The following is a 19,891-nucleotide window of genomic DNA, read 5'->3' on the forward strand; positions in this document are numbered from 1 at the left end:
TCGCGGGAATGGACCGGTTCCACGGTTCTCGGGGCGCGGGAGGGTGACTAGGGCCGAACAGCCTCGATCGGAGGGCCGTCCGGGGGACTAGCTTCTGGAGAGATTTTCCATGATCAGGCCGAGGGTGAAGTCGAACCGGTCGTGCCCGGTGCCCGACGTCAGCTCGGCGGCATGGCGCCGGGTGTGCGGAAACGCGTCGGCGGGCAGTGCGGCGAACCGGCGCAGCAGTTCCTCGCGGCTGACGACCCATTCCTGGTCCGGATCGTCCTGTCGTTGCCGGACCAGTGACTGCTCCAGGGCGTAGGCACTGACGTAGAGGGACAGGGCGTCGAGAGCCCAGGCGGCGGTCCGCGGTTCGACGTCGCCGGCGAGCAAGATCGCCAGCAGCCCTTCGCGCACTTTCAAGCTGTGGAGGTTGGTCGGGACCGTGCCCAGGACGGCGCGGGAGATTCCCGGATATTTCAGGTACTGGTCGCGGATCTGGGTGTAGACGTCGCGGATCTGCTCCCGCCACCGCGCCGGATCCGGCTCGGGGAGCACGATCCCGGAGTAGAGCCGTCCGACGAGCAGGTCGTCGATGTCGTCCTTGTTGACGATGTGCGCGTACAGCGACGACGGCCCGGAGCCCAGCACCGCGGCGACCCGGCGGATGGTCAGGGCGTCGTAGCCCTCGGTGGCGACGACCTGCAGGGCGGCGTCGGTGATGCGGTCGACCGTGATGGGCTTCTTGCGTGGTGGCGACGCCGCCGGGTCCTCGGCGGGCTGGGCGTGACGGGCCGCTCGGCGTTGGCGGGGATCGGAGGGCATGCCGGTCACTCTAGCTTGACACGAACTTAGTTCGCCGAGTAGAACTTAGTTCGCAGCCGACGAACTTAGTTCGTCAAGAGGTTCGGAGGTGTGTGATGCGAGTTTCAGTGGCCGGAGCCGGTCTGGGAGGTCTCGCCTTGGCGCAGGGTCTGCGCGGAGCCGGGATCGAGGCCGAGGTGTACGAGCGGGATCCCGCTATCACCGCCCGGTTCCAGGGCTACCGGCTCGTGCTGAACCAGGCGGGTTTCGAAGCGGTGCGCGGCTGCCTGCCGTCACGCTGGCATCCGCTGCTGGACGCGATCGTCGGCGACGCCTACGGCGAGCGGCTGGTCCTGGACCCGTGGCTGAACACGATCGGCGAACTCGGCCCCGGCAGGACCGGGATGGTGGTCGACCGGCACGTGCTCCGGCATCTGCTGCTGACCGGGCTCCCCGTGCGCACCGGGGCCGCGCTGACCGGGTACGAGGTCCTGGCCGACGGCAAGGTCGAAGCACGGTTCGCGGACGGCGGCCCGGTGACCGCCGACCTGCTCGTCGGGGCGGACGGGGTCGGTTCCGCCGTTCGCTCGGCGCTGTCGCCGTCGACCACTCCGACCGATACCGGCGTCCGGTTCGTCATCGGCCGTACCACGCTGACGGAGCGTTTCGCCGGACTGTCGAAGGCTTTCGGCTCGAAGATCGCCGGGGACGGGGTGAGCCTGCTGCTCGGCGCGATGCGTTTCCGCACCCCGCCGAAGGAAGCGGCCGAAGAACTGGCGCCCGAAGTGACCCTTCCGGACGTCCATGACTACGTGCGCTGGGCGATGATCCTGCCGCCGGACGGTGCGCTCGGCGCCTCGACCCCGCAGGAAGCGGCTCTGTCCAGAATGGACGGTTGGCACCCGGAACTGCGGGAGCTCGTCGAACAATCCGATCCGGACAACAGCACGCTCCTGTCCATCCGCGTGGTCGAGCCCGGCGAGCGGTGGGCGTCCGGCCCGGTCACGTTGCTCGGCGACGCGATCCACGCCACCTCCCCGACCGGCGGCAACGGGGCGAACACCGCCCTGCGCGACGCGGATCTGTTGCGCCGCAGCCTGATCGAGGCCGCGGAGGGACACCGGAGCCTCCTTGACGCCGTCGGCGACTACGAGCGGCAGATGCTCGCGTACGGTGCCGAGGCTGTGCGCCACAGCCTCGACGCTCTGCCGGCTTATGTGCCGCAAGCGAACTCGTGAGTGTTCGGCTGTTCCCAATGTCGCATTCGAGACGCTGAGCGTCTCGAATGCGACATTGGGAACTCACACGGTCGACGTCCTGGTCGACGGGCGGACTTGCGTCACGCGGTGACGAGTGACAGACCGTAGCGCTGCAAGATCTCGTTCACCGGCTGGAACCAGGTCTCGCCGCCGGAACCGCAGTTCCCCCAGCCGCCGGAGGTGACGCCCTGGGCCTGGTCACCGGTGATGAAGGAACCGCCGGAGTCGCCGGGTTCCGCGCAGACGTTGGTGCGGGTCATCTGGTGTACCGCGCCCTGCGAGTAGTTGATCGTCTCGTTGTGCCCCAGCACGGTGCCGCAGTGCCAGTGCGTCGTCGAACCGGACCGGCACACCGAGGTGCCGACGGGCGCGACCCACGATCCCCGGACCAGCGCGTCGCTCACCGTGCCCCAGCCGAGGACGACCGGCGCCGTCCACCAGCCGTTGCCGATCCGGATGAACGAGTAGTCGTTGTCGGGGAAGGAAGAACCGGCGAAGTTGCCCATCGCCGAGCCGTCCCAGCCGACGACGGAACTGCCCGTGCCGCCGCAGTGACCGGCGCTGACGAAGCCGCCTTGGACGGAGAAGCCGATCGAGCAGCGGGTGTTCCCGTTGATGTAGTACGGGTCGCCGCCGACGGTGCCCGCCGCGAACGGCTCGGCCTTCGGCGCGGTGACCACGGAGACCGGACCGGCCTTTCGGGCCCTGGCGAGGAAGTCGTCGACGTCGGAGCCGTGCGCGCCGGGTCGCAGGGCCACGACGACACTGCCGCTGCGCGGGTCGGCACGCCAGCCGCTGACGGCGGCGGGCGCGGGCCGGTCCTGGGCCGACAAGTCGATTTCCGCCTTCGCCGCGTCGAGTGCGGCGGCGCTGATCGCGACCGCGGTGGGCTCGGCACCGGCCTGCCGGACGGCGGAGGCCGCGGCGGGATCGGTGACCCCGACGACGAGTTTGCCGCGCGCAGGGTCGAACCAGGCGCCGCCGAACGCCGCGCCGGCGGCCTGCTGAGCCGCGGGCATCACGCGCGAGGCCGTCATTTCCTGGGTGAGCCGGACAGAGGCCTGCGCTGCGGTGAGGCCCAGATCCCGCTGCATGGCGGAGATCAGTTCGGGGGATGCCTGCGCGATCGGGGCGAGGGCGGCGGACGCGAGGCTCGCGGTCAGGACGGCGGCGCCGCCGAGTGCCAGGGCGATTCTTCGACGCATGGTGACTCCTCCAAGGCCGGGGGAAAGAAACACACTGCCCGCCGAGTGTGCGGCCGAGAGTTCGGAAATGGCGAGAATTGTCCGGTCTTCTGTCCGAAATTAACAAGAGTGAACGACTTCGAACGCGGGGCGCGGAGGCGAGCGCCCACGGCCGATCCGAGAGACCCTGGTGGGATGGCTGAACCGGAGAGGACACCGGACGGGCACTTCGTCGTGATCGGCGGACGGCGCTGGCGGGCGGCGGATCCGGAGATCCCGGAAGAAGCGGCCACCCGTCTGCGCGGCCTGTTGATGCGTGCCCGGAGGGACGTCGGCGCGGCGCGGCGCAACCAGGACGCCGAGGCGGAACGAGACGCCCGGTCGCGCGTGCATCTCGCCAAGGTCGGCTTGGGGGAACGTGGCACTCCCTGGTGGGAACAGGATTCCGGCGAGCGACGGCGGCGCTGGCGACAGGGACTGGAAAAGCTGTGCGGAGAGTCCGCGCGTGACCATGACGGAGCTGGCAACAATCCGGCGGGGAAATCGTCGCCTGATGACAAGAACAATCAGGGGCCGGGAGCCTGAATCGATCCGAGAAGGACTGTCTGTTGTTGGCGGGATCGGTGCGCCGTAACGTTTTTTCAGCCTTCCGTTCCTTTCCCCGAATTCCTGACCGGAGGATTCCATGCCGCGCTTTTCGTCACTGAGACCCCTTGCCCGCATCGCCGCCGCTCTCGTTTTCGCCGGAGCCGCGGTCACCTTGCCCGCCAGTACGGCTTCCGCCGCTCCGCTGCCCGGACCGGTGACCAAGAACCTGACCTTCACCTGCGAAATGCCGCTCATCGGAGCGCGCCAGGTCGCCGCCACCGTGACGGCGACCTTCCCCGGGACGGTGGCCGTCGGCTCGCCGATCGACGTCACCGGCTTTTCGGTCGCGGTCTCCCTCGACGGGGACATCGTCTCCGCGCTGAACCTGATCGGCGCGGCGACCATCGACGGGACGGCGTCCGCGAACGTCGGCGTCGACTACAACGGCACCGAACTCGGTGTCACGCTCAACGGCCTGGGCTTCCCGGCCACCGCCGTGCCGCAGGACGGTCCGCTGGGGATCGTCATCACCGGACCGATCCCCGGGCTCACCGTGAAGAAGCCCGGGTCGATCGTCTTCACCGTCGGCGGCGGCTTCACCGGGAAGGTCACGCCGAAACGGGCGGACGGGACGCCGACGGACCTCGGCACCTTCGACCTGCCGTGCGGCATGGACCCCGGCCAGGACGCCTCGCTCGCGACCGTGACCGTGAACTGACCTCCCGCGCCTGCCCTGGGTCTCGTGAGTGGTAAGTGTCGTTAGAACGTCACTTACCACTCACGACCACCTCGACCGACTGGGCACCGGTGCTTGCCCTCCTGCGGTACATGAAGGCCCCCTTCCTTGCGCCTGGCGCAAGGAAGGGGGCCTTCATGTACCTGGGTAGGTGTGAAGGTCGCGAAGCGCGTTCACGGGCTGGTCGTGAGTGGCGATTCGGGGCAGGGTCAAGGGTGTCTTGGGTACCTGCTGCCCGGTTTCGCGTGATCGGATGGACGACACGCGTGTCCAGACGGACGACTCGCGGCGAGACCCCGGCCGCGGCCGTGTCGTCCATCCGGTCACGCGTGTCGTCCGCCGGATCACACGTGCCGTCCGACCGATCACGCGAAAGCACCGACTCGGTCCGGGTGGTCGTGAGTGGCGATTCGGGTTAGAACCCGAATCGCCACTCACGACCCGGCCACCCAACGCTTCCCGGCGCGGGCCCGTCCCGGCGCGTGACCCGCGGTTCCAGTAGGTTGCGGGACATGACCGCGTCGCCGGTGGATGTTCCGGAACAGGTGCTGCGCACCTCGATCGTCGAGCGGTTGTTCGCTCGCGAAGCCGACCAGCGACCGCTTTTCACGCATCAGGACCACATCGCCGGCGTGGACGACACGGTCACCTGGGCGGAGTTCGTCATCCGCGTGCGGGTGGTCGCGGGGGCGCTGCGCGAGGTCACGCGGCCGGGTGATCGGGCCGCCGTGCTCACCGGCCAGGACCTGAGCTACCCCCTGGCGTTCTTCGGCGCGCTCGCCGCCGGGCTGGTGGCCGTGCCGTTGATGGCACCGGCCAGCGCTTCCCAGCGGGGCAGGCTCACCGGAGTGCTGGCGGACTGCGGCGCGCAGGTCTGGCTGACCTCGTCGGCCGCCGCCGCGAAAGTGCGCGAAGCCGGGACGCCCGAGCACCTGATCGTGGTCGACGAACTCTCCGGGCCGGGCGCCGACCCGCTTCCCGTCACCCCCGAAAGCCCCGCGTACTTGCAGTACACGTCCGGGTCCACACGGGAGCCCGCCGGTGCCGTGATCCCGCACCGGGCGGTTGCCGCCGCCTGCTGGCAGGCGAGTCACGCCTACGCCGTCGACGAGGGCACGACCTGCGCCGGCTGGATCCCGTTCTTCCACGACATGGGCCTGATCCAGTTGCTGTGCCTGCCGGTCTACGCGGGCGCACGGTCGGTGTTCATGTCGCCCGCCGAGTTCGTGCACCGGCCCGCCAGGTGGCTGCGACAGCTCGCCGATCACCCGGCCGTGTTCACCGCCGCGCCGAACTTCGCGTTCGACCTGGCCGTCGACGCCGCCGGTGAGGCGGGGGACGACCTCGACCTGTCCGATGTCCGAGTCGCGCTCAACGGCGCCGAGCCGGTCCAGCCGCGCACGGTCGCGCGGTTCCAGGAGGCCTTCGGCCCGCGCGGCTTCCGGCCCGAAGCCCACCGCCCGTCCTACGGCCTGGCCGAAGCCACCGTGTACGTCGCGAGCGCGGGCGAGGAAGGACCGCGGGGCGCGGTGTTCGACAGGGAGGCCCTCGCGCAGGGCCGGGCGATCGAAGTCCCCGACGGCCAGGGGCTCGTCTCGGTCGGCCGTCCCCTCGGGCAGCGGGTCCGGATAGTCCGCGACGGCGTCGCGCGACCCGACGGTCTCGTCGGGGAGATCTGGATCCACGGGCCGAACGTCGCGTCCGGGTACTGGGGCCGCGGCGATGCCGCTGCGTTCGGCGGCGAACTCGACGGCGTCGGCGGCTGGCTGCGCACCGGCGACCTCGGCGTGTTCCATCGCGGCGACCTCTACATCACCGGCAGGCTCAAGGATCTGATCGTCATCGACGGCCGCAACTTCCACCCGCAGGACATCGAGGCGGTGGCGGGCGAAGCGCATCCCGCCATCCGCCGGGACCGCGTCGCGGCATTCGGCGTGGCGGACGAAATGGGTGAAGGGGCCATGTTGGTAGCCGAATGGGCAAAGAACGCCGAAGCGGATGTCAAAGAAGTCACCCGGGTGGTATTGCGCGCGGTGTCACATGAACATGATCTGACGTTGCGATCGGTACGTATGGTTCCCTCCGGTGACCTTCCGCGCACTTCCAGTGGCAAGGTTGCGCGAGCGGCCGCGAAGGCGCGTTATAGTCGGCCCCGTGGGTGATCACCGCGCGGAGGTCGTGAAGGTCGTCAGTGAGACTTTTCGGCTTGATCCCGCCGAAATCGAGTTCGACGCACCGCTCGAAGAGCTGGGTATCGACTCCAAAGGACGGATAAAACTCCTGTCGGCGCTGGAGATCTACCACGACGTGAGGATTGATCTGGACCAGCTGGACCGGTTCACCGACATCGGGTCGGTGGCGGAAGTGCTCACCGAGGCACTCGACGGTAAGGCCGACGGATCCGACGAAAGGCGCTGAGAAGAATGAGCGGGGGCTTCACCGCGGCGACCGATGCGCTTTCATCGGCGTCGAAGGACATCGGAAAGCTGACGGAGCAGTTGCTCGAGGACAATCCCGATCTGTCGAGCACGCCCGTCAACGCGGCCGGTTTCGGTCAGGCACACGGTGACCACTCGAAGAAGTACACCGACGGTGTGGCCGCGCTGTGGGCCTCGGTCCAGGGGTACAGCAAAACGCTCGGTTCGTTCGGCACGAACCTCGGCACCGCGGGTACCACCTACGGCAAGAACGAGGACGAGACGAAGAACAAGATCACCAAGACGGGGACGCTCTAGTGGCCGACGAACTCACCTGGACCCAGGTCAAGGCCCTGCTCGACGACCCGAGCGTGCCGCCGGGCAACAAGACCGCGCTCATCGGCTCGTGGATCAAGACGCATCCGGCGCCCCCGCCCTGGGGCGGGGTCGAGGAGCCGGAGGAGATCAAGCAGAAGCGCAAGGAAGCCGAAAAGTACGCGCAGACGTACAACGCCCTTCCGTTCCTGCCCTACGACGGTGACACCAAAAAGGTCTACGACGGCGCGAAGAACGCCGGCGATCAGGCCAGCTTCACCCAGAAAGAAGAGACGAAGGCCGTCAACGAGGGCGACAAGAAGCTCGACGGCACCAAGGAACCCACGCCGGAAGGCGGCGGGACCAAGACGTCCGACGAGATCTTCGACGCCGCCGCGCCCGCGCTCAAGGTCTTCCAGACCTTCGGTTCCCTGCTGGCGAAGCTCCCGGAGGACTGCCGGGGCACCAGCCGCGCGCTCGACTTCGAGAAGGACATCAAGAAGCCGTTCGACGAGCAGCGCGGCATCAACTTCAAGAACTTCACCGACGACGCCGCGCACTTCAAGACCGGTTCGAAGACCGTCGAGAAGGCCATCGCGGACACCGGTTCCCAGCTGACCAAGTTGTACGGGACCTGGACCGGGAAGGCCGCGGACGCTTCGTCGGAGAACTACAACGAGAAGATCCTTCCCAAGGCCAAGAAACTCTCCCAGACGCTGAACACCGCGAGCGAAGCGACGCTGCACACCACCACCACGGTGTTCAAGTTGTGCAAGGAGAAGGCCGACGAGGTCATCAAGGGGTACAAGGAGATCGTCGGCAAGGCCGACTTCGCGATGGCGCAGAAGGTCGTCGCCATCGCCGCCGGTGAGAAGAGCGGCAAGGAAGACCTGGGCGCGATCGCGGGCTGGATGGACGCGAACTTCGGCTCCAATCTCGTTCAGCAGCTGAACAACGACGGCTGCTGTGACGACGACGAGTTCAAGAAGGCGGGCCAGACCCTCGCCAAGCAGTGGATCCAGAAGCAGTTCATCCCCGAGATGTGGACCGCCATCTACTTGGGATTCGAGAAGAACTGCAAGGAGACCAAGGACTTCGTCAACCAGGCCTACGACGAGCTCGACAAGGTCATGGGCAAGGTCAAGAACGAGTTCGAAGGCGCGGGCGCGGGCGGCAACGGCGGCCCGGGTGGCAATGGCGGCCCGGGTGGCACGGGCGGCGGCCCCGGCGGACCCGGCGGCCCTGGCAACGGCGGCCCGGACTTCACCGGCGGCCAAGGTGGCGGCCAAGGTGGTCAGGGCGGCGGGAACGGCGGCGGCTCGGGCACCGGCGGCGGCCCTGGCGGCGGTCCCGGTGGCGGCTCGGGGGATGGCACCGGCCCGTCGGGCCAGAAGCCCCCGCCTGTCCCGGATGTGAAGATCCCCGAGGGCGGTTCCGGTGGTGGACCCGGCGGCGGTTCCGGTCCCGGTGGCGGCTCGGGCTCCGGCCCGGGCGGCGGCGAGCAGAAGCCCCCGCCTGTCCCGGACGTGAAGATCCCCGACAGCGGCGCCGGCGGCTCCGGCCCGGGTGGCGGCGGACCCGGTGGCGGTCCCGACCCGAGCAAGGACAAGACGTCGCCCTCGGGCTCGGCTCCGCCGTCGTCTTCCGGCGACGAGCAGAAGGCCGCGGCCGAAGAGGCCAAGAAGCAGGCCGCGGCGGCCGCCGAGAACGCGAAGAAGCAGGCTTCCGAAGCGCTGAACAAGCTGGGCGACGGTCCCACCGGTGGCGACCTCGGTGGCGGCGGTTCCGGTCCCGGTGGCGGCGGACCCGGTGGTGGCGGCCCCGGCGGCGGTAACACGGACGCGGCTTCCGAAGCCAAGGCTGCGGCCGAAAAGGCCACTGAGGAGGCGAAGAAGCAGGCTTCGGAAGCGCTGAACAAGCTGGGCGACACCCCTGGCGGCGGCCCGGGCGACTCCGATTCCAAGCCTGGTGACTCCAAGGACGGCGATCCCAAGCAGGACGCCGAAAAGGCCACGGAGGAGGCGAAGAAGAAGGCCTCCGAAGAGCTCGACAAGATCGACGACAAGCTTCCGGGCAGCGAAGGCGGCGAGAAGCTGACCGATGACAAGCCCGGTGACGGCGACAAGGATGGCGACAAGGCCGAGGACGGCGAGCGCGAGACCCTCAAGGTCAAGCAGGGCGACAAGACCTTCGAGATGACCGAGCCGGACAAAGACGGCGAGATGGACATCAAGATCGGCGACGGTTCCGGGCCTGCCAAGGACTTCAAGCTCGACTGGACCGACGACGAGTCCAAGCTGGGCGACGCGCCCGGCGGCGACGACAAGAAGGACGACGTCCATCGCCCCGGGGCGGACGGCAAGATCCACATCCAGGACGGCGATGTGAAGATCACCGCCGAACGTCCCGACGGCCCGTCCGGTCCGACGGTCGTCACCGTCGACGACGGCACCGGCAAGCCGACCACGTACACCCTCGGCGAGGACAAGGACCCCTCGGACACGGACAAGGCCTCACCTGCGGCCAAGCCCCTGACCGGGACGGTCCAGCCCGATTCCCGTCCGGCGTTCACCCCGCACCACGGTGGCGGCGGAACCGTGCCCGACGGTCTCGGCGGTGGCCACATCGGCGGCGGGGATGTCGGCGGCGGTGGTGGCGGAGGCGGAGGCGGTGCCCACGGAGTCGGAGGGGCGACCGGGGTCTCGCTCGAAACCGCGGCCCCGGCGACGGGCCAGTCGCTGACCGAAGGCGTGCACACGGGCGGAGGCGGTGTGGCGCACCAGCCGCAGGCGGTGCCCGCAGGCGCCCCGTCCGCCCCGCTGAGCGGATCGTCGCCCGGCCAAGCACCCATGGGCGGGATGCCGATGGGTGGCATGGGCGCCGGTGGCGGCCAAGGCGGCGGCGACCAGGAGCGGACCAACCGCGCGTACCGGATCGAGGGCGAGGTGTTCGACCAGATCAACGAACCCACCGGGCGGATCACCGGTTCGTTGCTGGACGATGAGGACCAGCCGTCCACCCGCAGGCGGTAGTCCGAGGCAGGGGAGAAGCAGATGAGCGTCGATGAAACCTCGGCCATGAAGACGGCCCTGGACGGTCTCGTCCGCGAGCAGGCGGAGCGCCGGGGGCTGCGGGACAAGAAGGCCGACGAGATCAAGGCCAGCGCGCAGGAGGTCATGACCAAACAGGTCATGACCGCCCAGCGCTACGTCGAGCATCGGCGGGAGCTGGGGGAGCGCAAGACGAAGTCCGGCTGGAGCACCGACCGGTCCCACGCCGAACCGGGGAACGCGTCGGCGTTCGACGACGCTCCTACCTTCGACGAGCCGGCGGCTTCGTTCACCCCGGAGCCGCCCGCCCGCGCGGGGCGGGACGCGCCCCGGCGTGCTCCTCGTCGTCCGGCACCGGTGGACGACGAGGACGACGCCTTCCTCAACAACCGCTGGCGCGAGTGACGTCGCGGTCAGAAGACGAGGCCGAGCACGAGCACGATCGGGAGCGAGATCACCGAAGCCAGTGACATGGCGACGGTGTGGGTCTTGAACGTGCCTCGTGTGCTCAGCCCCAGCAGCGACTGGAACATCCAGAAGAAGTTGCTGCTGACGTGCGGGAGGAACAGCGCGCCGGAGCAGGCGGCGAGGGCGACCAGCACCACCGGGACCCCGAGCGAGCCCGCGATCGGCGCGAGGATGCCCGCCGCCGTGATCGCTGAGATCGAGATGGACCCCATCGCGATGTGCAGGACGGCGGCGATCAGCCAGACCAGCACGAGCGGTGGCAGGAAGCCCGTGCCGAACGAGCCCGCCAGCACGTCGCGCAGTCCCGACTCGCCGATCACCTCGGCGACCGAGCCGGAAAGCCCGGACAGCACGAGAATGGGCCCGGCCATCGCGAGCGCCTTGCCCACGGCGGCATTGACCTCGAGCCGGGGCAGGACACGGCGGGCCAGCAGATGCGCGAGGCCGGCGCCGATCGCCATGGCGATCACCGGCTCGGTCAGCAGCGCGACAGGCCCCAGCGGGAAGCGGAAGGCGTCGGCGAGCGCGCCGAGGGCGATCAGCGCGAGCGTCACCACCACCGGCGACACCGACAGCCAGAGCGGCAGCCGCCGGACCTCCGATGCGGGCGTGGTGTCGTCGGTCTTTTCAGGGTCGTCGGCGTCGTCGGCGTCGTCGGCCTGCTCGGTCTCCAGTTCGTCGGTCGCCGGATCCCAGCGGAGCGTCCGGCGAACCAGCACGGTGAAGACCAGTGTGGTCAGCACGGCGGTGGGCAGGCCGACGGCCAGCCCGACCAGGAACATCTCGCCGAGCGGCACGCCGAGAAGGCCCGCGACGGCCAGAGCGGCCACGCCGGGGACGACGAACACCAGCCCGACCTCGATCCCCGCGGTCAGCGCGCCGCCCATGAGCGCGACCCCACGCGGGCCCAGCCGGGAACCGAGGCGCCGGGCCAGCGGCGCGGTGAGCACCAGGACCACGTCGGAGTAGATCGACGTGAACACGGTCGACAGCGAGACCGCGAACACCATCGGTACCCGTTTCCGCCCGAAGACACCCAGCAGCCGTTCCAGGACACGGTGCAGGGTGTTCGTGGCGGTGAGCAGCGAGCCGATGACGACTCCGAAGGTGATCAGCAGGCCGATCTCGGCCATCACGGCACCGAAACCGGCGGTGAGCGCCTCGGTCGTGCCGCCTGCTCCCAGGCCCGTGGCCAGCCCCAGATAGGTGGCGCCGATCAGCAGACCGAAGATCGGGGGCGTCTTGAGCCAGGTGATCAGCACGACGATGCCCACGATGGCGATGCCGGTGTGGGCAAGGAGCCAGGCATCGGACACGGTGCCCTCCTCGGACTCGCGGCGGGCCGGCGCCGGTGCCGTCCCTCGTAGCGACCCAGTAAGCCCCTCGGACGGGTCGCCGGTCCAAGACCGGGTTGCTGGCAAGCTGATAGGTACCGGCTATCGACCACGAGGAGGTACGGAGTGGATGCCCGTCAGCTGAGGTACTTCCTGGCCGTCGTCGACGCCGGAAGCGTCCACCGGGCCGCTGAGCTGCTCTTCGTCGCCCAGCCCTCGGTTTCCCAGTCGCTGCGCGCGCTGGAGCGGGACCTGGGGAGCCTCCTGTTCCACCGGACCGGCCGGCGGCTGGTGCTGACGGCGGCGGGGCACGCGCTCGTGGCGCCCGCGCGTGAGGTCATGCGCGGGCTGGACCTCGCCCGCGCGACGGTCGAGGCGGTCGACGGTCTCCTCGGCGGGGAACTGGTCATCGCCTCGATGCCGTCGCAGTCGGTCAGTCCGCTCACGGACCTGATCGCCGCGTTCACCGTCGCCAACCCGCGCGTGCGGATCTCCGTGCGCGCGGCGAGCACCCCGGCGGACGTGGGGAAGATGCTCACGACCGGCGACGCCGAACTCGGCGTCGTGGCGGCCTCGCCGACGGCCGCGTCGCTGCCCGGTCTGGCCGCCCTGCACCTGGAGATCCAGCGTTTCGCCGTCCTCGGCCGCGACGACGCGGCACTGCCCGCCGGGGATCCGGTCCGTCCCGCCGAACTCGCCGGGGCCGCGCTCATCGTCGGCCAGCAGGGAACGGGGATGCGCGCCGTGGCCGATGGCGTGCTCCGCGAGGCCCCCGGCAGCCGGTTCGCGGTCGAGGTGGAACACCGGGAAGCCGTGCTGCCGCTGGTTCTCGCCGGCGTCGGCATCGCGGTGGTCAGCGATTCCTGGCGCGTGCTGGCGGAAGCGGCAGGTGCGGCCGTCCGGGCGCTCGACTGTCCCGATTCCCTCGTGGTGTCGTTGGTGTCCCGGCAGGGACGGCTGAGCCCGGCCGCGGCGGCGTTCCACGAGCTGGCCGCTTCTGGCTGATAGGCGCAGCCTCTCAGCGTGGCAAGAACCAGGTCTTGGACGCGGCGGTCCGGCTCGACGTCCACTGGACCCATGACCAGTTATCGCATCGCGCTCGTCCCCGGCGACGGCATCGGCACCGAGGTGCTGCCCCCGGCGCAGGCCGTGCTCGCCGCCGTCGGCAAGCGGCACGGGATCGCCTTCACCTACGACTCCTTCGACTGGTCCTGCGAGCGCTACCTCGCCGAGGGCGCGATGATGCCGTCCGACGGTCTCGACCGGATCCGGCGGCACGACGCCGTACTACTGGGCGCGGTCGGCTGGCCGGGCGTGCCGGACCACGTTTCGTTGTGGGGCCTGCTGATCCCGATCCGGCGCGGCTTCCGGCAGTACGTGAACCTGCGGCCGGTCAAGGTGCTGGACGGCGTGCCCAGCCCGCTGCGGAACGCCGGCGCCGGGGACGTCGACCTCGTGGTGGTCCGCGAGAACGTCGAGGGCGAGTACTCCGAGATCGGCGGCAGGCTCGGCCGGGGCACCGAGGACGAACTGGCCGTGCAGGAGGCGGTGTTCACCCGCAAGGGAGTCACTCGCGTCGTCGAGTACGCGTACGCGCTGGCCGGGACCCGCCGCGGTCACGTGACCTCGGCGACGAAGAGCAACGGCATCGTCCACACGATGCCGTTCTGGGACGAACTGGTGGAAGAAGCGGCGGCACGGCACCAAAACGTCCGCACGGACAAGGAGCACATCGACGCGCTCGCCGCGAAGCTCCTCCTGGCGCCCGAGCGATTCGACGTCATCGTCGGCTCCAACCTCTTCGGCGACATCCTCAGCGACCTGGCCGCCGCGGTGGCCGGGAGCATCGGCGTCGCCCCGGCGGCGAACCTCAACCCCGAACGGGAATTCCCGTCGATGTTCGAGCCGGTGCACGGCTCCGCTCCCGACATCGCCGGGCAGGGCAAGGCGAATCCGCTGGGCGCCTTGTGGTCCGCGGCCATGATGCTCGACCACTTGGGACACCCCGAAGCGAGCGAGGAGCTGCTGGCCGCCGCTTTCGGCGCGCTGGCCGAAGGTGTCAGTACCGTCGATCTCGGCGGAACGGCCGACACCGCCGAGTACACGCGTGCGGTGCTCGACCGGGTCGGCGGCTGATGCGGCAGAAGGAGAACGCCTGTGATCACCACCATCGCCCTGCTCAAGGCCCGTGAAGGGCTCAGCCGGGACGAGTTCGTCGACTACTACGAGAACCGGCACGTCCCGCTCATCCTCGGTCTCGCACCGGCGCCCGCCCTCTACACCCGCAGTTACCTGCCGGAGACCGGGGAGCGCGGCTTCCCCGCCGACTTCGACGTGATCACGCACATGAAGTTCGCCGACGAGGCCACCCGCGGCGCCTGGCTGGCCCTCGTGCTCGCCGACGGCTCCGGGGTCGCCGAGGACGAAGCCCGGTTCCTCGACCGTTCGCGGACCCGGTCGTGGACGGTCGAGGAACACTCCAGCAGCTGATCACGAGCGGCGCCAAGCGATCCCGCGATAGGTGGAGCCGTCCGGATCGAAGCCGTAGCCGATGATCACGGCGCCGCTCGCGCTGATGTGCTGGGCCATGATCGCGGTGAGACCGCGCGGCGACGGCAGCGGGAACGGCGTCGCGTCGGCGTCCCAGCGGACCGGCCGCACCGTCCCCTTGCTCACGGACTCGCCGACGACCGTCCCGGCGTCGTCGATGTCGTAACACGTGCTGGCGACGTCCGAGGGCAAGGGCCGGAGCACGGTCGGCCGTCCGTCGCGATCCCAGCGCGCGCAGGTGCCGTGCCGGTCCGGGGTCACGCCCCAGCCGATCGCGACACCGCGCCCGGTGATCCGGACGACCTGTCCGGCCGCGAACTCCGGTCCGCCGGTCAGCAGGATCGTTCCCCCGTCACGGTTCCACACGACCCCGTCGCCGAGAATGGCGCCGGAATCGGTGATCCCGCAGGCCGTCGCGCGGCGGGGCGGGGGCAGTTTGCTGATCTTCCCCGAGGGATCCCAGCGCACCGCGGTCCGGCCGCCGCCCGCGCCGTTCTTGGCCGAACCGACGACCTCGTCCAGCCCGTTCAGGTCGTGCCCCTGGGTCTCGCCGCCGCCGGGCAGGGCACCGAGTTCCACCGCCTCGCCGCCGGGTTCCCAGCGCAGCGCCCGCCAGCGGTAGCCCGGCCGCATCGCGTTCCCCAGTATCGAACCGCGCGCGTTCACCCGGCACGTCGTACCGGAGATCACGCCGAGGGGAAGCTCGAGCGCGTGCACCCGGCCGTCGGGCCGCCAGCACACCGGCCGGAGATGCTCGCCGGTGTAGAGCGCGCCCGCGATGACACCGGCGATGTTGGCGCTGACCGCGCGACCGCCGGAACAGCCGTCGAGAATCGGCAACGGCGTGGGATTCCCGTCGCGATCCCAGCGGACCGGTCGTGAACCCGACTCGCCGACGATCATCCCGGCGTCGTTCACGCAGTAGGCGCTGGTGCCCTCCCCGGCGGCGAGCGGTCGCAGGTCGACCGCCGTGAAACCGGGTCCCTCTGGCATCGGCGCCGCCTCTGGTCTGGACGGTTCGGGCACGAGTGGGCAGCCTAGTGCGAGGGGCGCGGGCGAGGGGAAAAGTGCACCGACCGGGTGACGCGGTCTCCACAAAGGACCTGGCTACGGAGTCAGCACGATCCGGCCGAACACCTCGCCGTCGTCCATCTTCCGGTGCGCCAGCACGGCTTTCTCCAACGGCAGCAGTTCGTGCACCACCGGACGCAGTCCGCCGTGGACGGCCGTCTCGAACTGCGCCGCGGTCACCGCCCGCCGGTCCGGTTCGGGGATCGAGTCCGCGCTGAAGGCCGCGACCGACAGGGACTTGCGGAACGCCGTCAGCAGCTTCGCGCCGAAGTCCGCCGGTGGCATGCCCGCGATCACGCCGACGGTCACCAGGCGGCCGTTCGGTTCGAGCCGGTCGAGGAAGGACGGCATGTCCGCACCGGCCACGATGTCGATGACGACGTCATACGCCGCGGGGCCGTCCCCGTCGCCGGAGCGGTCGAGCACGTGGGTCGCGCCCAGTTCGCGCAGACGTTCGCCGCGTTCGGCCGAGGACGTCGTCACCGCCACCGCGCTCGCGCCACCGGCCGCCGCCAGTTGCACCGTCATGATCCCGATGCTGCCCGCCGCCCCGCGCACCAGCACGGACTCGCCGGGTGCGAAATGGGCGTGCGCGAGGGCGAAATGCGCCACCATGCCGGAAGTCCCGAGGGCGACCGCCGCGTCGGCGGGTAGGTTCTCGGGCAGGGGGACGACCTTGTCGACGGGAATCGTCGTCCGCTCGACGTAACCGCCGCCTTCACCGGTGAACGCCCAGACGCGCCGCCCGGTCCAGGACGGATCGACGCCGTCGCCGACCGAGGCGACGGTGCCCGCGATCTCGTTGCCGGGAATGAACCCTTCCTGGAAACCGAAACCGGCGAGAGCGCCGCTCCGGACCACGGTGTCGACGCCGCCGACGCCGATCGCTTCCACGTCGATCAGCACTTCTCCCTCGGCGGGAACGGGCGCGGGGAGGTCGATGACGGCCAGTCCTTCGGGGGCACCGAATTTCCGGATCTCGACTGCTCGCATTTCTGTCTCCTCGGTCTTCGATCGCTGGTCGGGCGGACGTTAACGGACGCCTGCGTCCGGTTTGGCTAAAGTGAGAGTGGTGACCGACCGTTTGACTCGGATCCCGCGCTCCGACGCCGTGGACAACCGTGAGCGCATCCTCGAAGCGGCTCGCGCGCTGTTCGCCACCGAAGGCTTGAACGTGCCGATGCGGGAAGTCGCGCGCCGCGCCGACGTCGGCCCCGCCACGCTGTACCGCCATTTCCCGACCAAGGAGATCCTGGCGACGGAGGCCTTCGCCGACCAGATGTGCCTGTGCCACGTCATCGTCGACGAGGGCCTCGCCGACCCGGATCCGTGGCGTGGTTTCTGTTCCGTGATCGAGAAGATCTGCGAACTGCACTCGCGCGACCGGGGCTTCACCGCGGCTTTCGTTTCGGCCTTCCCGAAAGCGGTCGATTTCACCTCGGGCCGCAACGACGCGCTCAAGGCGATCGCGGAGCTGGCGAGCCGGGCCAAGGACGCCGGGAAACTGCGCGCCGACTTCGTCATCGACGACCTGATCCTCATGCTCATGGCCAACAACGGCATCCACGCCGCTTCGCCCGCCGCTCAGGTCGCGGCGTCCCGGCGGTTCGCCGCGCTCGCGATCCAGTCCTTCCGGGCCGTGCCGGAACCGGCGTCGCTCCCGCCGGTGGGACGGCTGGCCCTCGTGGTGCCGGGCATGATCGTCTGACCCGCGCTGGGGCAGGGGGTCGTGAGTGATAAAGAGCGTTAGAACGACCCAAAACACTCACGACCCCGAAGCGCCCCAGGACCGGGCCGCATCGACCAGGGCCGCGACGCATTCCGCGACAGCGGGCCGGGTCTCCCCCTGGGGCTGCACGGCGTAGAGCCGGCGGTGCAGCACGGGTTCGAGCGGCGCGCACACCACGGTCGGCGGCGCGATCGTGGTCGCCATGCCCGGCACGACCGTGACCGCGCCGAGCCCGGCGACGACGGCGAACTGCGTGCCGAACCCGCTGACCGTGTGGCGCACCGTCGGTTCGATGCCGCGTTCGCGCAGGGTGTGGCGGATCCAGGCGTTCGCGAGGGTCGGGCGGGCCCAGGCGACCCAGATCTCCTCCGCCAGGTCTTCGGCGCGGATCGAGTCCGCGCCGGCCAGACGGTGCCCGGCCGGGAGCACGATCGTCGCCGCGTCGTCGCGCAGGACGGTCCAGCGGGTGCTCGGCGGCCGGGTGAGCGGCAGGTTCTCCCAGCTCTCGACGACAACGACGTCGAAGACTCCGTCGGCGAGCGCGGGAAGGGCTTCTTCCGGTTCGACCTCGTGCAGCCGCACCTCGATGCCGGGATACCGGACGGCGAGGCCGGTGAGCGCGGGCGTGATGAACGTGTGCACCCCGGACGGGATGGCGCCGAGCTCGACGACGCCGGTCGTCTCCCCGGTGAGCGAGTCGAGATCGGCGCGGGCGGCCCGGAGTTCGGCGAGGACCCGCTCCGAACGCTGCGCGAGCAGCAGCCCGGCCGGGGTGAGCCGGACACCGCGCCCGTGCCGGACGAGCAGCCCGGTGCCCGCCTCCCGCTCCAGTTTGGTCAGCTGCTGCGAGATCGCCGACGGCGTCACGTGCAGCAGCTCGGCCGCCGCGGCGAGCGAGCCCCGCCGCCACACCGCGTGCAGCATCCGCAGCCGCTCCACATTGGACAGTTCGCCACTCATTAGCCGAGCTTAACCCTCGGGGTAAGAGGATCTCGCTGGTCCTGCCCGCCTTCGTGCGATCGAATCGAAAGCATGTCCCAGCACAGAATTCTCGCCGATCCGCGGGCGCAAGGAGTCCTCGGAGCGCTCGCGATCGCCTTGTCCGCCCCGCTCGTCGCGCTGTCCGGCGTGAGCTCGACGACGGCGACGTTCTTCCGCTGCCTGTTCGCGCTGCCGATCCTCGTGCTGCTGGCCAGGACGCGGGAGCGCGGGCACCGCCCCACCCCGGCCGCACGGCGGCGGCACGTGCTGGCCGGTGTCCTGCTCGGGATCGACATGGTGCTGTGGAGCGAAGCGATCTTCTCCGTCGGGGCGGGCGTCGCCACGGCACTGGTCAACGTCCAGGTGGTCCTCGTCCCGCTGGCCGGACTGCTGTGGTTCGGCGAACGGCCGTCGCGGCTGTTCTGGCTGTCGATCCCGGTCATGCTGGCGGGGACGGCGCTGGCCGGGGGACTGGCGGACGGCGGGACCGCGGGCAGCGATCCCTGGTACGGCACCGTCATGGCGGTGCTGGCGGGCGTGGCCTACGCCGGCTACCTGATCCTGCTGCGCCGCGCCGGGACCGAAGGCGGCGGCCACACGACGATGCTCGCCACGGCGACCGCGGCCTCCGCGAGCGTGGGCGGTCTTTCGGGGCTGGCGGCGGGAACCCTCGACGTCACGCCGTCCGCTTCGTCGCTGCTGTGGCTGCTCGCGCTGGCCGTCACGGCACAGGTGTTCGGCTGGCTCCTGATCGGCAAGGCCCTGTCGGCCCTTCCGGCGAGCGGCGGGTCCGCCGTGCTCATGTTGCAACCCGCCGCCGCGATCCTGTTCGGCGCGCTCCTGCTCGGCCAGTGGCCGACGGCGCTGCAACTGGCGGGCTGTGCGCTCGTCGTCGCCACGGTGGGAGCCCTGTCGTTCCTCGGCGGCCGATCGTCAAGGCACGACGAGCACCGGCCAGTGCCCGGTCTTGATGAGCTTCGTCGCGACCGACCCCGCGAACCGGTGACCGGCCTTCTGTGACGCGCCGACCACGACCGTGTCGACCTGGCTGCGGTCGGCGGTGTCGCGGAGCGCGGTGTACGGATCGCCGAACGTCTTCAGGAAACTGACCGGCACTTCCAGCTCTTCGGCGGCCTCGCGGATCTGATCGCGGAGTTCGGCGTAGAGCTGGAGTGTCGTGTCGTGCTCCACGGTCGTCGCGACCGCCGGTCCGAGATTGGTCAGCGCCGTGCGGCAGACGACGAACGCGACGATCAGCCTGCCACTCTCACGCCGCGCCATCCCGAAGGCGAAAGCGGCGGCCCGCATCGCCGTGTCGGAGCCGTCGACCCCGGCCAGGATGGCCCGCCCCGACTGCTGCCGGGGCGGGCCGAAACGCTCCACAGTGGACTCGAAGGCCCCGGCGGCGTTCCCGTTCATCGCG

20 protein-coding genes are annotated in these 19,891 nt (G+C 70.1%); 13 read left to right on the forward strand and 7 right to left on the reverse strand.

The window, feature by feature from the left end:
- Window positions 1–87: 87 nt before the first annotated feature.
- Window positions 88–816, reverse strand: a complete 729-nt coding sequence (locus B0293_RS15335) for a TetR/AcrR family transcriptional regulator (RefSeq protein ID WP_005157665.1) — start codon at window positions 814–816, stop codon at window positions 88–90.
- Between the two features lie 86 nt (window positions 817–902).
- Here B0293_RS15335 and B0293_RS15340 point away from each other — a divergent pair, with 86 nt between their 5' ends.
- The gene (locus B0293_RS15340; RefSeq protein WP_039918010.1) at window positions 903–2,024 is read left to right on the forward strand and encodes an FAD-dependent oxidoreductase; all 1,122 of its coding nucleotides are present in this window, start codon (window positions 903–905) and stop codon (window positions 2,022–2,024) included.
- Window positions 2,025–2,125: 101 nt separating this feature from the next.
- On the opposite strand, the gene B0293_RS15345 is transcribed toward B0293_RS15340, so the two are convergent.
- Window positions 2,126–3,250 carry a S1 family peptidase gene (locus tag B0293_RS15345; protein WP_005157670.1) on the reverse strand — a complete coding sequence of 375 codons (1,125 nt, stop codon included), beginning with the start codon at window positions 3,248–3,250 and terminating at the stop codon, window positions 2,126–2,128.
- Window positions 3,251–3,424: 174 nt separating this feature from the next.
- On the opposite strand from B0293_RS15345, the gene B0293_RS15350 reads away from it, so the two are divergent.
- The 7 genes from B0293_RS15350 (at window position 3,425) to B0293_RS15380 (ending at window position 10,740) form a co-directional block, all read left to right on the forward strand.
- The gene (locus B0293_RS15350; protein WP_245191947.1) at window positions 3,425–3,814 is read left to right on the forward strand and encodes a hypothetical protein; all 390 of its coding nucleotides are present in this window, start codon (window positions 3,425–3,427) and stop codon (window positions 3,812–3,814) included.
- 100 nt (window positions 3,815–3,914) lie between these two features.
- On the forward strand, window positions 3,915–4,535 hold the full coding sequence (locus tag B0293_RS15355) for a DUF6801 domain-containing protein (RefSeq protein ID WP_005157680.1): 621 nt from the start codon (window positions 3,915–3,917) through the stop codon (window positions 4,533–4,535).
- A gap of 530 nt (window positions 4,536–5,065) precedes the next feature.
- On the forward strand, window positions 5,066–6,715 hold the full coding sequence (locus tag B0293_RS15360; protein WP_005157681.1) for a fatty acyl-AMP ligase: 1,650 nt from the start codon (window positions 5,066–5,068) through the stop codon (window positions 6,713–6,715).
- Window positions 6,708–6,971 (forward strand): acyl carrier protein, encoded by a 264-nt coding sequence (locus B0293_RS15365; protein WP_005157682.1) that lies wholly within the window; start codon window positions 6,708–6,710, stop codon window positions 6,969–6,971. Before B0293_RS15360 ends, B0293_RS15365 begins: the two co-directional genes overlap by 8 nt.
- A gap of 5 nt (window positions 6,972–6,976) precedes the next feature.
- The gene (locus tag B0293_RS15370) at window positions 6,977–7,288 is read left to right on the forward strand and encodes a hypothetical protein (RefSeq protein WP_005157686.1); all 312 of its coding nucleotides are present in this window, start codon (window positions 6,977–6,979) and stop codon (window positions 7,286–7,288) included.
- Window positions 7,288–10,317: a WXG100 family type VII secretion target gene (locus B0293_RS15375; RefSeq protein WP_077241316.1), complete on the forward strand. Its 3,030-nt coding sequence runs from the start codon at window positions 7,288–7,290 to the stop codon at window positions 10,315–10,317. Before B0293_RS15370 ends, B0293_RS15375 begins: the two co-directional genes overlap by 1 nt.
- Window positions 10,318–10,338: 21 nt before the next feature.
- A complete protein-coding gene (locus tag B0293_RS15380) occupies window positions 10,339–10,740 on the forward strand; it encodes a hypothetical protein (RefSeq protein ID WP_039917702.1) in 402 nt (133 codons plus the stop codon).
- An 8-nt stretch (window positions 10,741–10,748) separates the two neighbouring features.
- Here the strand turns inward: B0293_RS15380 and B0293_RS15385 are convergent, their stop codons facing one another.
- Window positions 10,749–12,119, reverse strand: a complete 1,371-nt coding sequence (locus tag B0293_RS15385) for a GntP family permease (protein ID WP_005156572.1) — start codon at window positions 12,117–12,119, stop codon at window positions 10,749–10,751.
- Between the two features lie 144 nt (window positions 12,120–12,263).
- Between B0293_RS15385 and B0293_RS15390 the strand changes: the two genes are divergently transcribed.
- The 3 genes from B0293_RS15390 (at window position 12,264) to B0293_RS15400 (ending at window position 14,627) form a co-directional block, all read left to right on the forward strand.
- A complete protein-coding gene (locus tag B0293_RS15390; RefSeq protein ID WP_005156575.1) occupies window positions 12,264–13,142 on the forward strand; it encodes a LysR family transcriptional regulator in 879 nt (292 codons plus the stop codon).
- 72 nt (window positions 13,143–13,214) lie between these two features.
- A complete protein-coding gene (locus B0293_RS15395; protein WP_005156577.1) occupies window positions 13,215–14,273 on the forward strand; it encodes a tartrate dehydrogenase in 1,059 nt (352 codons plus the stop codon).
- 21 nt (window positions 14,274–14,294) lie between these two features.
- Window positions 14,295–14,627 (forward strand): EthD domain-containing protein, encoded by a 333-nt coding sequence (locus tag B0293_RS15400; RefSeq protein ID WP_005156579.1) that lies wholly within the window; start codon window positions 14,295–14,297, stop codon window positions 14,625–14,627.
- Here B0293_RS15400 and B0293_RS15405 read toward each other — a convergent pair whose 3' ends face one another.
- On the reverse strand, window positions 14,628–15,680 hold the full coding sequence (locus B0293_RS15405) for a hypothetical protein (protein ID WP_039917712.1): 1,053 nt from the start codon (window positions 15,678–15,680) through the stop codon (window positions 14,628–14,630).
- A gap of 114 nt (window positions 15,681–15,794) precedes the next feature.
- Window positions 15,795–16,751 (reverse strand): zinc-binding dehydrogenase, encoded by a 957-nt coding sequence (locus B0293_RS15410; protein WP_005156584.1) that lies wholly within the window; start codon window positions 16,749–16,751, stop codon window positions 15,795–15,797.
- A 79-nt stretch (window positions 16,752–16,830) separates the two neighbouring features.
- Here B0293_RS15410 and B0293_RS15415 point away from each other — a divergent pair, with 79 nt between their 5' ends.
- A complete protein-coding gene (locus B0293_RS15415; protein ID WP_005156587.1) occupies window positions 16,831–17,466 on the forward strand; it encodes a TetR/AcrR family transcriptional regulator in 636 nt (211 codons plus the stop codon).
- A gap of 57 nt (window positions 17,467–17,523) precedes the next feature.
- Here the strand turns inward: B0293_RS15415 and B0293_RS15420 are convergent, their stop codons facing one another.
- Window positions 17,524–18,447, reverse strand: a complete 924-nt coding sequence (locus B0293_RS15420; RefSeq protein ID WP_005156589.1) for a LysR family transcriptional regulator — start codon at window positions 18,445–18,447, stop codon at window positions 17,524–17,526.
- A 72-nt stretch (window positions 18,448–18,519) separates the two neighbouring features.
- On the opposite strand from B0293_RS15420, the gene B0293_RS15425 reads away from it, so the two are divergent.
- Window positions 18,520–19,488, forward strand: a complete 969-nt coding sequence (locus B0293_RS15425; protein WP_005156591.1) for a DMT family transporter — start codon at window positions 18,520–18,522, stop codon at window positions 19,486–19,488.
- Here the strand turns inward: B0293_RS15425 and B0293_RS15430 are convergent.
- Window positions 19,402–19,887 carry a universal stress protein gene (locus B0293_RS15430; RefSeq protein WP_039917716.1) on the reverse strand — a complete coding sequence of 162 codons (486 nt, stop codon included), beginning with the start codon at window positions 19,885–19,887 and terminating at the stop codon, window positions 19,402–19,404. The two genes, B0293_RS15425 and B0293_RS15430, sit on opposite strands and share 87 nt — an antisense overlap.
- Between the last annotated feature and the right edge of the window lie 4 nt (window positions 19,888–19,891).

It is taken from the genome of Amycolatopsis azurea DSM 43854 (assembly GCF_001995215.1).
GTDB classification, from domain to species: Bacteria; Actinomycetota; Actinomycetes; order Mycobacteriales; family Pseudonocardiaceae; genus Amycolatopsis; species Amycolatopsis azurea.

What these genes read in the sequence shown, in the direction of transcription:
- B0293_RS15340 (WP_039918010.1), top strand. Translation starts at nt 903, where the DNA reads ATGCGAGTTTCAGTGGCCGGAGCCGGTCTGGGAGGTCTCGCCTTGGCG.
- B0293_RS15345 (WP_005157670.1), bottom strand. Translation starts at nt 3,250, where the DNA reads ATGCGTCGAAGAATCGCCCTGGCACTCGGCGGCGCCGCCGTCCTGACC.
- B0293_RS15350 (WP_245191947.1), top strand. Translation starts at nt 3,425, where the DNA reads ATGGCTGAACCGGAGAGGACACCGGACGGGCACTTCGTCGTGATCGGC.
- B0293_RS15355 (WP_005157680.1), top strand. Translation starts at nt 3,915, where the DNA reads ATGCCGCGCTTTTCGTCACTGAGACCCCTTGCCCGCATCGCCGCCGCT.
- B0293_RS15360 (WP_005157681.1), top strand. Translation starts at nt 5,066, where the DNA reads ATGACCGCGTCGCCGGTGGATGTTCCGGAACAGGTGCTGCGCACCTCG.
- B0293_RS15370 (WP_005157686.1), top strand. Translation starts at nt 6,977, where the DNA reads ATGAGCGGGGGCTTCACCGCGGCGACCGATGCGCTTTCATCGGCGTCG.
- B0293_RS15380 (WP_039917702.1), top strand. Translation starts at nt 10,339, where the DNA reads ATGAGCGTCGATGAAACCTCGGCCATGAAGACGGCCCTGGACGGTCTC.
- B0293_RS15395 (WP_005156577.1), top strand. Translation starts at nt 13,215, where the DNA reads ATGACCAGTTATCGCATCGCGCTCGTCCCCGGCGACGGCATCGGCACC.
- B0293_RS15405 (WP_039917712.1), bottom strand. Translation starts at nt 15,680, where the DNA reads ATGCCAGAGGGACCCGGTTTCACGGCGGTCGACCTGCGACCGCTCGCC.
- B0293_RS15410 (WP_005156584.1), bottom strand. Translation starts at nt 16,751, where the DNA reads ATGCGAGCAGTCGAGATCCGGAAATTCGGTGCCCCCGAAGGACTGGCC.
- B0293_RS15420 (WP_005156589.1), bottom strand. Translation starts at nt 18,447, where the DNA reads ATGAGTGGCGAACTGTCCAATGTGGAGCGGCTGCGGATGCTGCACGCG.
- B0293_RS15425 (WP_005156591.1), top strand. Translation starts at nt 18,520, where the DNA reads ATGTCCCAGCACAGAATTCTCGCCGATCCGCGGGCGCAAGGAGTCCTC.
- B0293_RS15430 (WP_039917716.1), bottom strand. Translation starts at nt 19,887, where the DNA reads ATGAACGGGAACGCCGCCGGGGCCTTCGAGTCCACTGTGGAGCGTTTC.